This is a genomic window from Vibrio phycocola, assembly GCF_054404255.1.
In genome coordinates, this window is sequence record NZ_JBTAMQ010000008.1 from 213,800 (window position 1) to 228,114 (window position 14,315).

General features: G+C 41.2%; 12 protein-coding genes. 6 read left to right on the forward strand and 6 right to left on the reverse strand.

The features are described from left to right. The first annotated feature begins 120 nt into the window (after positions 1–120). Positions 121–333 (forward strand): hypothetical protein, encoded by a 213-nt coding sequence (locus tag ACXJY6_RS12700; protein WP_456049932.1) that lies wholly within the window; start codon positions 121–123, stop codon positions 331–333. 128 nt (positions 334–461) lie between these two features. Here the strand turns inward: ACXJY6_RS12700 and ACXJY6_RS12705 are convergent, their stop codons facing one another. The 3 genes from ACXJY6_RS12705 to ACXJY6_RS12715 all read right to left on the reverse strand — a co-directional run bounded on the left by ACXJY6_RS12705 (position 462) and on the right by ACXJY6_RS12715 (position 4,835). After that, positions 462–650: a hypothetical protein gene (locus ACXJY6_RS12705; RefSeq protein ID WP_456049933.1), complete on the reverse strand. Its 189-nt coding sequence runs from the start codon at positions 648–650 to the stop codon at positions 462–464. 361 nt (positions 651–1,011) lie between these two features. Beyond that, positions 1,012–1,869 (reverse strand): 4Fe-4S dicluster domain-containing protein, encoded by an 858-nt coding sequence (locus ACXJY6_RS12710; protein ID WP_456049934.1) that lies wholly within the window; start codon positions 1,867–1,869, stop codon positions 1,012–1,014. Positions 1,870–1,871: 2 nt separating this feature from the next. Continuing rightward, on the reverse strand, positions 1,872–4,835 hold the full coding sequence (locus ACXJY6_RS12715; RefSeq protein ID WP_456049935.1) for a molybdopterin-dependent oxidoreductase: 2,964 nt from the start codon (positions 4,833–4,835) through the stop codon (positions 1,872–1,874). Between the two features lie 273 nt (positions 4,836–5,108). On the opposite strand from ACXJY6_RS12715, the gene ACXJY6_RS12720 reads away from it, so the two are divergent. After that, a complete protein-coding gene (locus tag ACXJY6_RS12720; protein WP_458768581.1) occupies positions 5,109–6,641 on the forward strand; it encodes a sigma-54 interaction domain-containing protein in 1,533 nt (510 codons plus the stop codon). 125 nt (positions 6,642–6,766) lie between these two features. Beyond that, the gene (gene mobB / locus ACXJY6_RS12725; RefSeq protein WP_456049937.1) at positions 6,767–7,267 is read left to right on the forward strand and encodes a molybdopterin-guanine dinucleotide biosynthesis protein B; all 501 of its coding nucleotides are present in this window, start codon (positions 6,767–6,769) and stop codon (positions 7,265–7,267) included. Positions 7,268–7,380: 113 nt separating this feature from the next. Here mobB and ACXJY6_RS12730 read toward each other — a convergent pair whose 3' ends face one another. The 3 genes from ACXJY6_RS12730 to ACXJY6_RS12740 all read right to left on the reverse strand — a co-directional run bounded on the left by ACXJY6_RS12730 (position 7,381) and on the right by ACXJY6_RS12740 (position 10,788). After that, the gene (locus ACXJY6_RS12730; RefSeq protein ID WP_456049938.1) at positions 7,381–8,118 is read right to left on the reverse strand and encodes a sulfite exporter TauE/SafE family protein; all 738 of its coding nucleotides are present in this window, start codon (positions 8,116–8,118) and stop codon (positions 7,381–7,383) included. 235 nt (positions 8,119–8,353) lie between these two features. Continuing rightward, complete coding sequence (locus ACXJY6_RS12735) at positions 8,354–9,571, reverse strand: MFS transporter (protein WP_456049939.1); 1,218 nt, start codon at positions 9,569–9,571, stop codon at positions 8,354–8,356. 131 nt (positions 9,572–9,702) lie between these two features. Next, positions 9,703–10,788, reverse strand: coding sequence for an ABC transporter ATP-binding protein (locus ACXJY6_RS12740; RefSeq protein WP_456049940.1), 1,086 nt, complete (start codon positions 10,786–10,788; stop codon positions 9,703–9,705). 317 nt (positions 10,789–11,105) lie between these two features. Between ACXJY6_RS12740 and ACXJY6_RS12745 the strand changes: the two genes are divergently transcribed. The 3 genes from ACXJY6_RS12745 to ACXJY6_RS12755 all read left to right on the forward strand — a co-directional run bounded on the left by ACXJY6_RS12745 (position 11,106) and on the right by ACXJY6_RS12755 (position 14,284). Further along, positions 11,106–12,026 (forward strand): carbohydrate ABC transporter permease, encoded by a 921-nt coding sequence (locus tag ACXJY6_RS12745; protein WP_456049941.1) that lies wholly within the window; start codon positions 11,106–11,108, stop codon positions 12,024–12,026. Next, entirely contained in the window at positions 12,026–12,877 is an 852-nt protein-coding gene (locus ACXJY6_RS12750) for a carbohydrate ABC transporter permease (protein WP_456049942.1), read from the forward strand. The genes ACXJY6_RS12745 and ACXJY6_RS12750 overlap by 1 nt, the downstream gene beginning before the upstream one ends. Positions 12,878–13,057: 180 nt before the next feature. Further along, positions 13,058–14,284 (forward strand): ABC transporter substrate-binding protein, encoded by a 1,227-nt coding sequence (locus ACXJY6_RS12755; protein WP_456049943.1) that lies wholly within the window; start codon positions 13,058–13,060, stop codon positions 14,282–14,284. The last annotated feature ends 31 nt before the right edge of the window (positions 14,285–14,315 follow it).

The following is a 14,315-nucleotide window of genomic DNA, read 5'->3' on the forward strand; positions in this document are numbered from 1 at the left end:
TACTCAGTAATTAACTTAATTTCTTCTGATTCACGCACTTCCACACAACCTACTCATCCAACTCGGATAACATTCATTTTTTCTCAACCTCTAAAATGCTAAACATCAAATAGTGTTGGTGTGGAACCTAAGCTGCCTACTCAACCGCTCGGCTTCTTTTTTGCGTTTAATGTGCTATTTGACGCTCTCGTTGCGCCAACTACGGTTATGCTGATGACTCTAAGTCTTTCAGGAACGCAATTTCGCTTTAGCAACAGAAACAGGCTTGTGTCGGCATTAATTCGATTTACCGCAATGAAGATGGGATCGTGTGGATGTATCTCGTATCTTTAGACCCAGAGAACACGATTCGTCACTTGGCGATACTTCCAATATCTGTGGGATTTTCTGAAAGTGTATGATGGTATTGAGATCGTCGTCGCCCTTTCGCTATCAAATAAATAGTCGATTAGACGATGATACTAAGCTTCGAAATCAAATTGAGTTGCGGCATTTCGAGAGGCTGCTGAATTATTTTTAGCAGTAACAAACCATAACTCATGAAATTGAGTTTCTCTTTCTCGGCGAGAATTTGAATAAAGATTTATAGCAACACATATGCAACAAACAACAACCGCTAGCAATAGCATAATAATATTAACAATGACCATAACCACTCCAAAGATTTTCATTTATTGATTTATATCAATAAATATAGCATATGCAATGTGATCTACCTAACAATTTTTAAGCATAATGAGCTAAATAGGAATGATTTTCTTTTAATAGGATGGTTAGTCTCTGATTCTCCAGTAATAAACTAAAAGTCATACAATTATCAAATAAAGTCGTCGGAAGGCAATTAGAAGAGTTAATTTGAAGAAGTTTGCAAAGAAAACTAGCGACGATCGAGGCAATTAAAGATTATTACAAGATAAAAGTGCAGGTAATAAAAAGACCCATAACTCCTTATACTATGAAGTTATGGGTCTTATCTTAAGTTATAGAGACTTAGTACTTAAGCGTTAGACACTAAGCCAGTGCAATGACACCTAAGTTAACGCTCTCTTTTAATTCAAATGATACGCTACCTGACAATGCATCTTTCGTTGCAGTTATCGTGTATTCACCTGAATTTGCATCTAGTGCATCAAATTTAAAGTCACCAAAGAAATCCGTTGTTAATTCTTGGATAACTTCGTCACCTTTAGACAGCACAACCTGAGCAGCTTCAGCACACTCTTCGATACCGTCGATAGTCATTACCACTGAACCAGCAACGTGCTCTTTAGTGTAGCGATATAAGTTCTTATACCAAACTCGTGGTTGAGTTTCATGTTCTTCACCCAACACGTCAAGGCCATCTTTCGCCGCTTTCGCTTTCATCTCTTCATCAGAGATTTTCATCGATTGCATCGCGCCTGTACCACATGACTGAACACAACGAGGTTGTTTCCAACCTGCATCTAGTAAATGTGCGTCGAAGAACCATTTTTGCGGTAATTCTAACTCTTCATTCCACCAGATATGACCATGTGGACATGATTTAACTAGACGTTTTTGACCCTTAGCTTTGACTGGGTCAATAATAACAATGCCGTCCTCACGCTGGTAGATTTCACCATCTTTACATGATTGAACACATGGAGCGTCAGTACATTGACCACACATCGTTGGGACGTAAGCCATATCGACTAAAGATCCAGTACCACGTTCGCGTTTTAGGATATTAATCCAGCGATGTCCATGACGAGGTTGAGACTCTGAGTAACCAGGGAAAGTATTACCACAGTACTCATCTTTATCTGCTAGAAAACAGTTATTGCAGTTTTCACATTTCTCTACATCAATAACCAGATTCCACTTAGCGATAACTTGTTGATTTTCCATGATTACTCTCCCTCCCAAACTCTAATATTAACCAGACATGAGTTACACGCTGTGGAGTGTGATTTTTTGATAATTGGTCTGCTTGGTGTCAATGTGTTCATAGAGCCACCTTTATCTGGAGATTTTCCAGGTATACCAATTGGTTCATAAAGCGCTGACGATTCATATGAGTGAACGGTACCTGCAGGCACACGACCAGTAATATCCGCCGCACAAAGAACAGAACCACGATCATTGAATACTTCAACAATCTGATGATGTTTGATACCACGAGCTTCAGCATCGGCACCATTAATACGGATAACCCAGTAGTAGTAACCATCGATTTCTACGCGGTGATCAACGATATCATTGATATGTGAATCTTTACCGTCAGCCATTGTGTGGAAACTATAACGGCTGTGTGGTGTGATCATCTGTAGTGGGTATTTCTCATATAGCTCACCAGAATGTGGACCTTCCCAAGATGGGATGTACTTAGTCATTACTGGACGCTCAGGATCATCAGGAGCAAAGCGTTTCAAGCTGTTACACACAAATTCAATCTTGCCACTTTGGGTCTGCAACCCACTTCTGAATGAATCACTGTATTCTGCTGGTAATGGGTTCATTTCAGGCACATCTTTCTTTCTGCCTTCGTAATACCAATTCCAAGAAACTGGATCGCGATCTTCCTCTTTCGGTGGCGGAACGATGTAATATCCTTTCTTAAGGAATTTCGTCCAAGAAATTTTCTCAGGTAGATCGGTACCGTTATACAGCCTTCTTACCCATTCAAGTTCAGACGAACCTTCAGAGAAGTACGCACCAACACCTAACTTAGTCGCAATCATACGGAAGATTTCGTAATCCGATTTCGACTCGCCCAGAGGTTCAATACACTTGTGTTGAAGCGTAATAACACGGTGGTTACATTGGTTATAGTTATGGTGGATATAACCGCCACTACTTGCGAACTCACCGATATCCCAACGTTCAAAGTTGGTACACGCTGGTAGGATAATATCCGCAAACTTCGCTTCACCTTCCAGCCAAATTGATTGGTTTACCACAACTTCCAACTTGTCACTGCGATACATATTCGCGAAACGGTTGGTGTCATTCATGGTACCAAAGTGAGAGCCACCATATTTGTAGTACATCTTAATTTGCGAGTGACCAGGTGCTGGATATTTGAAATCACAGAACTGTCCCTCAATGTGCTTGGTATCCGTTAAGTAACCTTCTGCTTTACCTTCCATAACCGCTTCAGGGATACGTAAACGAGGCACTTTCTGTTTGACCGGGTTCATCGTCATAACTTGTGGCATACGTTGGTACATGTTTACACCAACACCTGTACCTTCAAAGTCACCAGATAAACCACCTTCTGAGTATCCAGGGAAGTAGAAGCGAGTATCAACTGGCGTACCTTGTTGTAGGTTACCCATGTTGACACCAGGCTTACCAATTCCTTGCATCGCCATTAGACAAACCATTGAACGTGCCCACTCAGCACCGGTTGCACTGCGACATGCAGAACCAAAGCCTTGAACACCACCCGCTGCAAGATACACTTTCTTATTACCCCATTTACGGGCTAATGCACGCACATCACGTGCTGGGATACCTGTCTCTTCTTCTTGCCATTCAGGTGTTTTTGGAATGCCGTCTTCGTTACCGATAACGTACTCTTTCCATTCTGCAAATCCTTCGGTCTTATCTTCAACGAAGTCTTTGTCGTATAACCCTTCTTGCATCCAAACGTAAGCAATTGCTAATGCCATTGCGTTACTTGTACCCGGGTTAGTACCAAACCATTTACCACCAAGCAATGCTGCTGTGTGGTTATAGAATGGGTCAATGTGAACAAATTCAATACCCAACTGCTTCGCCCATAGACGACGCTGTGTACCTTCCATCGCACCGTATACACCAGAAGTAGATTCTGGATCACTCGACCAGAACACGATCATCTCTGCGTGTTTTAGTGCATCTTCAACGGTTGAATAGGTATCTGGTGAACCTAGACGAATCGAGTTTCCCCAGTGGTGCATTGCACCCCAGTAGAAGCCTTCCCAACTATCTGGGTTATGGGCAACATAAGAGGTACCAATGATGTTAAAGAAACGCATACGACAAGATAACCAATAACCCAAGTTACCCCATAAGTGGTGCGAACCCGTACCATTCATTATTGCGCCTGGACCATGTTCAGTTTTAACACGTCCAATTTCTTTCGCGACAAGATCCGTTGCTTCATCCCAACTAATACGTTCATAGCCAGAAATACCACGGTTTTGTGGATTACGTTCACCATCTGGATCAAAATCGACACGCTTCATAGGGTAAAGAATTCGGTCTTTTGAGTAGATAGTAGATTTGATCGCTTGTGTATGTGGGCTAACGGTTACCTTTTTCGTTGGAGTAAACTCTCTACCGCGTGCTTTGATAGTCCATGGTTCTGGATCGTCATCAGCCAAATCGATCGGAGTTATACGAATAATTTTGTCGTCTTTAACATACACGAAGACTGGACCACCATTGGTATTGCTGACAAAACGCATCGTACCGTCAGGCATTGGTGTACCATATTTAGCTTGATTGTCGACAATTGCACCTAGAATATCGGTGAACTGGACAATCAGTTTCTCATCACCAATGGCTTCAACTTTGAACAGTTTCGCCATATCGATAACATCTTGATAGTCGCGCCATGGCACCATCATTTTCATTGCATCTGCTGCAGTGTTAAACATCATTACAACATCAGCATCAAGATCTTTACCTGATTTGGAAGACATTTTCCCATCAGTAATCTTAAAAATACGTCCTGTTTTTGAGGTACGAACACAGATACAAGCGGTAAGATTTTCTTTAGCGACAAGCGCTTTGAATTTTCTATCCGTCTTACACAATAACTTTACTGCTTGGGCTAAACCGAGCAGAGTTACCTTCAATTGCTTCTCTGAAGCTATATTGGCCATTTTCAAAATTATGCTCCCAGTTACTACTCTTTATTTTTTCTGATCTATTAAGAGCAATAAACGAGCCAAACCTTTAAAAATTAATTAGTTAGAAATCCATGATCAATGTCATACAGAATATTAAACTAATCATGATCCACATCAATTCAGAGCCTTTAGTCACTTTTTATATCCTATGATATTTCCTACTCTGTGATATATCACTATGATATATCATAACTAAACAGGTATAATTTCGGCTTCAAAACAGCACAGTATTTAGCATGGAAACGAATGGATAATAACCTATTTTATCGCCAGGCCGTTGAGGCATTAACTGGAAGTTTAAACATTGAAGAAAGCTTGAAAAATTGTATTAATTTCTTGCGTGATGTTATCCCTGCAGATGTGTTGTCTGTCCATTTATGGGACGAGAATTTATGTTCCCTACGGATATTAGCCACAGCCGATAAACACCATGGGCACCTATGCAGTATTATCATTCCTGTCGAACAAGAAATGCGTCATATCACGCGCTGGGAATATGGTTTGGGTGTCAAAATCATCAATGACTTTGTCGATGATCCCATCAGTTCATTAGTCGAAGATCATATGGCGACTATCTACGGTGATGAGCACTACTCTCACTTGATTTCTCGAGTTAAAATTGGTGACGAGAGAATCTGTGACCTCGTTCTTTTAGCGAAAGGTAGAGGACAGTTTAAGCCAGAGCATGCACAACTGTTCTCGACTCTCGATTCCCCGTTCGGTATCGCGGTTTCTAACAGCTTAAAGCATATCGCGATTAAAGATATGCACTCCAAGCTACTTGATGAACATGAACAACTGAAATCAAAATATAACCAGATTAATCATTACGACGTTATTGGTAGCAATAGTGGTTTAAAGCGTACTATTCAAAAGGTCGATGAAGTTTCTAATACTGATGCTCCTGTACTCATTCTTGGTGAAACGGGCGTAGGTAAAGATGTGATTGCCAATATGATCCAACACAATTCATCTCGAAAATCCCAGCCTTATATCAGAGTGAATTGCGGAGCTATACCAGAATCGCTCGTTGACAGTGAGCTATTTGGTCATGAAAAAGGTGCATTTACCGGCGCTTCGGAACAAAAGATTGGCCGCTTTGAACGAGCGAACAAAGGAACAATATTTCTCGACGAAGTCGGTGAATTATCGAAAGCAGCTCAGGTTCGCCTACTTCGAGTACTGCAAAATGGTGAGATAGAGAGAGTCGGTGGAAAGAAAACACTTAAGCTTGATATTCGTGTTATTGCCGCAACAAACCGCTCACTAGAAGATATGGTTGCGAGCAATGAGTTTCGTCCAGATTTATACTATCGTTTGTGCTTGTTCCCAATTAAGATCCCACCTCTGCGTGAACGCCTCGAAGATATTCCATTGTTTGCCAATTATTTTATCCAGCAATGCCGCAAGAAGTTTAATCTTCCGCCCTCAGAAGTTGCGATTGGTGAAATCGAAAAGTTGCAAAGTCATTCTTGGCCAGGAAATATTCGCGAACTCACCAATGTTATCGAACGCTCAGTGATTGCGGCACACGGTAGGCCAATAATTTTCAATCTAAATCGACATTCAGACGTGGTTGACTTTGCACCAGCGGTTAATATCAATCCAAATACCGCTATGTTAACTCTCGAAGAAATTAATCGTGAACATATAAAACGGGCGTTAGCAGTGGCAAATGGAAAGATACAAGGACCAGATGGCGCAGCACAATTGCTCAATATTAATCCACATACTTTACGCAGCCGAATTAAAAAATTAGGCATCTCATATAACGAATAATCCACACTTGCTTTATCAGTATTACTCGTTACTCTAGCGAGGCTAAATTATTCACATTGAGTAACCTTAGTTTTGCGTTACTCAAGTTTCTCATCTCCTATTCTCAAGCAAAAAAGGATAGTTTCATGAATCCGATCTCGATTGCTTTTACCGGCCCATCTGGCAGCGGTAAAACCACCACAATATTACGCATCGCTGAACAACTGACCAAAGATTATCGCTTAGCCATTGTCAAACACGACCCAAGTGATAAGGCTCAGTTCGACAAAGAAGGTAAAGATAGCTGGAAATTTAGTCAAACCGGCGCTGAAATTGTTGTGACATCGCCAACTCGAACAACCTATTTATCACAGCGACCTAGAGAAATTGAGAATATTATCGAGATGTTAGCCGAGTTTGATATTTTGATTGTCGAAGGCTTGAAAACCTTGCCTTTACCGCGAATCGCGATCTTTAGAAATGAGATTGATATTAGTTATTTTTCTTGCTCAGATGCTATTGCCATCGATGACACAATTAACATTGCCGATTATGACGTACCGCAGTCACTAAAGATATTAGATTTGAATAATACGCAACAGCTAATTGATTGGTTATTAGAAAATGGGCAAGCTGTTGTTCGATAAAGGATTTGTTGTTTAAGACGTTATTTATTGATGCACGTTTAGTAAGAATAATCATGCAGCCAGAGAGATTCTACATCGTCACTGGCTGTCAGGTTCAATGGGATGAAATAGGACTAACCCGTCAGGCCTGTATAAAACAACTTCCCACCGGAAATCAGCAAGAAAAAATAGCAAACTTGATAAACTCGCTCTTGGCTGATCACTTTAAGTAACATCGTCCCGATTTTAACGCCAATGGGAGCCAATGGAATCAAAACTAAAGACGTCATTAAGTTTTGATGATCAAAATTACCTAGGTAGGTGTAAGGAATCAGTTTAATCAAATTCATTAAACCGAAAAACACTGCCATCGTACCGACCATCACCATTTTATCGAGCTTTTTCGGCAGCAAATACATACTTATTGGACCACCACCAGCATGAATCATGGCACTCGACAATCCAGATAATGCACTCCAAAACTGTCCTGAGTATTTGTAAGTTTTAAATGTCGCCCCTTTTAGATAGTACTGTGCGCAAAACAACAGTGAGATAGTACCGACAACAAGTTCAACAGCTTGATCGGAGACAAACCCCATAATAAATGATGCCACAATGATTCCCACAATCGCCGGCGGTATCATCATTTTGATTTCACTAAAATCACAATTTTTATAGTGATAACGAATAGCAAATGCATCCATTACACATAGAATTGGCAACAACACAGAAGCAGCTTGCACTGGTGACGTCGTAAAGGCCATCAAAGGCACCGCAATAACGCCTAGTGCGCCACCAAACCCACCTTTACTGATTCCATAAATTAATACAGCCGGTATAGCAGTTAAATAGAAAAGATAATCTGTAATCATAATGAATATTCTTATATAAACTTACATTTACGTATATCAAGTCAATGCTTAAAACACGTTCGCCGCCAGAATCGAATACTGGGGAAGGATTGAGTACTGTGGCGCTAGATTAAATGACTTCAAGTTGGAATACTTATATATGCAACACATTATGATGTAAAAAATATTCGATCAGCAGAAATTAGTTTTTGATATATAGAAGATTGCTGAACACCCTACTCTATGATCAGAGCAATTAATCAAGGTTCTGGTTGTATCGACCACGCGTTAACACCATACGATCTCTCGCGGCCAGATTAATGAATACACCACAGATAGAAGCAACAACGGTGATCATTACCAACGAGGCTGTCCATGAGTCCGTAGCACCATGCAAATAACCAATAATTGATGGGCCTGTTGCCGCTAAACCATAGCCGATACTTTGCGACATGCCTGATAAAGCCGCAGCTTGAAGGGGTGTTTCTGTTCTTAAACCAATAAACGATATTCCGATGATAAAAGTAGAACAATTCGCTAGACCAAATACCCCAACCCATAGAATGGCAAACTGTGGTAACAATATCATCCCAACTGCTCCCAAAACACTTAAGATTGCGGTTAGTGAAACAAGTTGTCGTTGACTACGAACACGAGACAAAATCGGCACCAGTAATAGCCCAGGAACCATGGTTGAAAACTGAAGGAAGCCGTAGATATAGCCTGATGTTATTTCATCATAACCAAAGTCATGTAAAATCTTGGGTAACCAACCGGCAAAAGAGTAAAAGATAAAAGAGTTTAATCCTACACCTAGAGTAAGATGCCAAGCGACAGGACATTTCAGCATTTTAAACATCAACCCGCTAGAATCTGACGTTGTTGTATCTGATGAAGAGGCACCACTCATCTTTTGCGGAATCCATATCATCAAGGCGATAATAGGAAAAAGTAGATTTAAAAACAGCGCTAATTGCCATCCCGTGAATCCATACAACTCTATCCCAGAAATCGGTACCATTAAACTCGAGCTTAATGTTGAACTTACGCCCATAGCGAAAATATAAAGTGACGTTATAACGGCAATTTTGGTCGGAAAATTAACCTTGACGACCACAGGAAGCAGTACGTTACCCACGGCGATTCCCGCACCAAGCATGACCGTTCCAAGGTATAAAAATGACTGAAAACCTAATGAGCGCAGTGTGATGCCAAGTCCAATCAAGACCAAGGCAATGGTAAGTGAAGGGTATAATCCGATACGACGAGAAAGAGACGCAGACATCGGAGAGAAAATAGCAAATGACAACAGCGGTAATGCCGTAAGAAACCCCGCCGCTGAAGAACTTAACGATAATCCTTCCATAATTTGACCAAGCACAGGCGCAACGGCAGTAAATGGAGCACGTAGGTTTAACGCGACAAACAAGATACCTAAAAATGCTAAAATTCTTACTTTATTGCTATTTGACATCGTTGTTTCCGTTATGGGTGGTCGAGTGAATCTGCACATTGTGATTAAATTGCCGACACTCTAACACTGAAATAGAAAAACCCACATAAATGCGGGCTTTTAACGTCAATTAATTTTAATTGATTTGATATCTAGCGTTCGATAGCGATGCCATTTTCATCGAATAGATAGACTTCAGAATCATTGCAACTCAAGGTTAAAGTTTCCATACTCTTAACTTCTTTGTCACCCGCTAGGTGAACTTTAAACCCTTCAACTCCTGAAGATTGACCAAACATGTATGTGCTATTGCCTAAACGCTCTACCACATCACTTTGGAATGTAAGTTTGATTTGGGCTTCGTCGCCAACCAATAGATGCTCTGGTCTAACTCCAAACGTCACTTTATCACCAACAGAGAATGATTTATTTGAACACGAGACAATGAACTCACTATTATCACCCGCACTTAAAGTAACGGAGTCTGACGTCAAAGATTTTACCGTCGTCGGTATAAAGTTCATTTTAGGCGACCCAATAAATCCCGCTACGAACAGGTTTGCTGGCTTGTGATACAGATCCAAAGGTGAACCAACCTGCTCTACTCTGCCATCCCTTAAAACAACAATTTTATCGGCGAGAGTCATCGCTTCAACTTGATCATGAGTCACGTAGACCATAGTATTCTTTAATTTTTGATGCAATTTAGCGATCTGCAAGCGCATCTCGACACGGAGCTCTGCATCCAAATTCGAAAGAGGTTCATCAAATAGAAAGACTTTAGGATCACGAACTATGGCACGTCCAATCGCTACCCGTTGACGCTGTCCACCGGACAACTCTTTCGGCTTACGCTTACGTAACTGGTCAAGTTGCAATGTTTTAGCGGCGGCATCAACCTTAGCCGCAATTTCATCAGCAGGGACGCCGTTCATTTTTAGACCGAAGCCCATATTTTCTTCAACCGTCATATGCGGGTATAAGGCGTAAGATTGAAACACCATTGCCACGCCACGTTCAGCAGGGTCAACATCATTCACTAGCGTATTATCAATATTAATCTCGCCTTCAGTGATTTCCTCTAAACCAGCGATCAAACGTAACAAGGTTGATTTTCCGCAACCAGAGGGACCGACAAACACGACAAACTCACCATCATCTATTTGTAAATCAATACCATGGATTGTCTGAACGCTATCAAAACGTTTAATGACTTTTTTTAACGTAATGTCTGCCATTACAGGCTCCTTTACCCACTTCTACTAAATGGAATGTTTGTAAATGTTCGTTGATGAGCAAAACATACTCTTTTTGCTCGTTGTTGTGAGAAATCAAATTGAAATTGTTGATCGTCATCATACTTCCGAAGCCAACTTGTACGATATCTGTGGAAACGTTTACAAAACGTGAATTCTTCGGTATTAATTTTTTCGTCAATCTCTATGATTTGGATCATACCAGTGCTAATACGTACTGGTTTATATCGCCTTTTTCAGCTCACCAAACACGTCGAAAGACAGGAATTAACATTACCTATTCGATGAAGCGGCAATAAATGGAGCATTCTGTGACAGTTAGCTACCCAAAAAACAATATGCCTTCAGCGCGCAATAAAAAGCTGGTGGGCATCAAATTAGCGCCTTGGCTGTTTTTAACTCCCGCGATGATTATATTTGCGGTCTATGTGATTTATCCGATTATCAGCAGTATTTCATTGAGCTTTTATCAGTGGGATGGATTAGGTGAAAAAACCTGGGTTGGATTTGAAAATTACATCGAGTTGTTCGATTCCGAAGCTTTTTATACGTCGCTTGGCAACAACATCCGTTGGTTAATATTTTATATGTTAGCTCCGCCAATTGGTCTCGCGATTGCCCTATTCCTTAATCAACAAGTTAAAGGAATCCGCGTTGTTAAGTCTCTCTTTTTCTTTCCATTTGTTATCTCTCAAGTGGTAGTGGGTCTTGTGTTCGCATGGTTTTACGACCCAAGTTTCGGTTTACTCAATATCGCGCTCGGTTGGTTTGGTGTTGAACCAATCGCGATACTCGCAAATGAAGATTATGTTACTTACGGAATTATCGCCGCCGGACTTTGGCCACAAATTTCCTATTGTATGATTTTGTATCTTACTGGCTTGAATAATCTCGACCCCGAGCAACTCGAAGCCGCCCGTTTGGACGGTGCTAAGAAATTGAGAATGCTTTGGTATATTGTAATTCCACAACTTAGACCTGCTACGTTTATTGCCATAGTTGTTACCATTATTGGCGCACTACGTTCATTCGATCTAGTCGCCACGATGACCGCCGGTGGCCCGTGGGGCAGCTCATCCGTTCTTGCTTATCAAATGTATGAAGAGTCAATTTTTAACTATCGTATGGGCTATGGCGCAGCGGTATCCGTTGTACTGTTCTTAATTATGGATATCTATATCGCTTACTTCTTGTGGCGTATGTTGAGGAGTGAAAAATAATGTATCCCCAGCCAATTGAAAAAGCCGGTCGCTTCACCAATATTAGCTACCGCGTTGCATTACCGATTTCCATTGTGATGTGGCTATTGCCTCTCCTTGCCGTAATGATGACCTCAATTCGTTCAATCGATGACATCAATAAAGGCAATTACTGGGGCTGGCCAACTGATATTCAGTTTATTGAAAACTATTCGCAAATATTTACTGCGACACCTATGGGTCAATATTTAATTAATAGTTTGTTTATTACATTACCCGCTGTTGCTGGTGCCGTCGCACTTTCCACCTTGGCCGGATTCGCCCTTGCGAAATACAAATTTAAAGCCAATATTTGGATTTTTGCAGCTTTTATCGCGGGTAACTTTGTTCCATTCCAAATACTAATGATTCCAGTACGCGACCTCACCATCGCATTTGGTTTATACGATACCCATTGGGCGTTAATCTTGTTTCACGTCGCATTTCAAGCTGGGTTCTGTACCTTGTTTATGCGTAACTTTATCGTCGGGATTCCAGATGCTCTTATTGAAGCGGCACGAGTTGAAGGCGTGAGAGAATGGAAAATATTCTGGCACATCGTATTGCCACTTGTCCGCCCTGCTCTAGCGGCATTGTCGGTACTCGTGTTCACCTTCATCTGGAATGACTATTTCTGGGCATTGGTATTAGTACAGAGTGACGAAGTTCGCCCAGTAACCGCTGGCTTAAGTGCATTACAAGGTCAATGGTTGGCATCGTGGCAGTTTATGTCTGCAGGCGCTATCGTCGCCGCGATTCCACCAGTAATCTTGTTCTTTACCATGCAGCGCCACTTTATTACCGGATTAACCTTGGGCGCAACCAAAGGATAATTGGCTTTGTGTGACAATACCGGGTATTTGGAATGCCTAAAAAAGAGTATTGTCATGCAGCCTAATCAAAATAGCTATGTGTATTTATTACACCTTAATAACGCTATAAACAACTGAAATAAAAATAAAAACTCTAACGGAAAAACGTGAATCAAAGAACCGGAATAAGGGACTTCTAATATGAAATACATCAAACATATCACGCAAACCATGATGCTTAGCGCTGCATTAACAACAACAGCATTTGCAGGGGAATTGGTGATAAACTCTGACCAATCAGATCCAGCGCCAAAAGCGGCATGGGCTGAAGTCGTTAAACGTTTTGAAGCTGAAAATCCAGATATCACGATCAAATATAATCTATACGATAAAGAAGCCTACAAAACTACGATTCGTAACTGGCTTGCGACGTCACCGCCAGATGTGGTCTTTTGGTATGCTGGTAACCGTATGAAAACCTTTGTTGAACGTGGGCTGTTCGAAGATGTTAGTGACATCTGGCAAGACCAAAACATGTACGATGATTACAAACCGGCCACACCAGCAATGACGGTTGATGACAAGCAATACGGCGTTCCATACACCTACTACCAGTGGGGCGTGTATTATCGTAAAGACCTGTTTGAGCAAAATGGTATTAGCGAACCTAAAACGTGGGAAGATCTAAAATCAGCGGCAGCAACCCTTAAAGCAAAAGATATTGCACCGTTTGCCATTGGCACCAAATACCTATGGACCGCAGCTGGTTGGTTTGATTATCTCAATCTTCGTACCAACGGTTTGGACTTCCACATTGATCTAATGGATGGAAAAATCCCTTACACTGATGAGCGCGTTAAGAAAACCTTCGAGAACTGGAAAGAGTTAATTGAACCAGGCTACTTCCTCGATAACCATGCGTCTTATTCATGGCAGGAAGCGCAACCGTTCCTATACAACGGCAAAGCGGCGATGTACCTTATCGGCAACTTCATTACACCTAGCTTCCCTGAAGAATTAGATGGCAAAATGGGCTTCTTCCAGTTCCCAATTATTGACCCAGCCGTTGCGGTCGCGGAAGACGCTCCAATGGATACTATCCATATTCCATCTAAAGCGAAGAATAAAGAAGATGCACGTAAATTCCTGGAATTTGTCGCTCGTACCGAGAATCAACAATTGATCAACGAACAGTTGTTGCAAATTCCAACCAATACCAAAGCAGAAGCAAAAGACAACGAATTCTTGAATAAAGGCGTTGAAATGCTAAGTAATGCAAGCGGTACTGCACAGTTTTATGACCGTGATACTTCTCCCGCTATGGCGAAAGAAGGTATGAAAGGTTTCCAAGAGTTTATGGTAAAACCTGAACGTTTAGATGCGATCTTAAAACGTCTAGAAAAAGTACGCCAAAGAGAGTTTAAATAAGTCTTAAGCGCTTCTTCGGAGAAAAGAAACC

What these genes read in the sequence shown, in the direction of transcription:
- ACXJY6_RS12745 (WP_456049941.1), top strand. Translation starts at nt 11,106, where the DNA reads ATGGAGCATTCTGTGACAGTTAGCTACCCAAAAAACAATATGCCTTCA.
- ACXJY6_RS12720 (WP_458768581.1), top strand. Translation starts at nt 5,109, where the DNA reads ATGGATAATAACCTATTTTATCGCCAGGCCGTTGAGGCATTAACTGGA.
- ACXJY6_RS12755 (WP_456049943.1), top strand. Translation starts at nt 13,058, where the DNA reads ATGAAATACATCAAACATATCACGCAAACCATGATGCTTAGCGCTGCA.
- ACXJY6_RS12730 (WP_456049938.1), bottom strand. Translation starts at nt 8,118, where the DNA reads ATGATTACAGATTATCTTTTCTATTTAACTGCTATACCGGCTGTATTA.
- mobB (WP_456049937.1), top strand. Translation starts at nt 6,767, where the DNA reads ATGAATCCGATCTCGATTGCTTTTACCGGCCCATCTGGCAGCGGTAAA.
- ACXJY6_RS12710 (WP_456049934.1), bottom strand. Translation starts at nt 1,869, where the DNA reads ATGGAAAATCAACAAGTTATCGCTAAGTGGAATCTGGTTATTGATGTA.
- ACXJY6_RS12750 (WP_456049942.1), top strand. Translation starts at nt 12,026, where the DNA reads ATGTATCCCCAGCCAATTGAAAAAGCCGGTCGCTTCACCAATATTAGC.
- ACXJY6_RS12705 (WP_456049933.1), bottom strand. Translation starts at nt 650, where the DNA reads ATGGTCATTGTTAATATTATTATGCTATTGCTAGCGGTTGTTGTTTGT.
- ACXJY6_RS12735 (WP_456049939.1), bottom strand. Translation starts at nt 9,571, where the DNA reads ATGTCAAATAGCAATAAAGTAAGAATTTTAGCATTTTTAGGTATCTTG.
- ACXJY6_RS12740 (WP_456049940.1), bottom strand. Translation starts at nt 10,788, where the DNA reads ATGGCAGACATTACGTTAAAAAAAGTCATTAAACGTTTTGATAGCGTT.
- ACXJY6_RS12715 (WP_456049935.1), bottom strand. Translation starts at nt 4,835, where the DNA reads ATGGCCAATATAGCTTCAGAGAAGCAATTGAAGGTAACTCTGCTCGGT.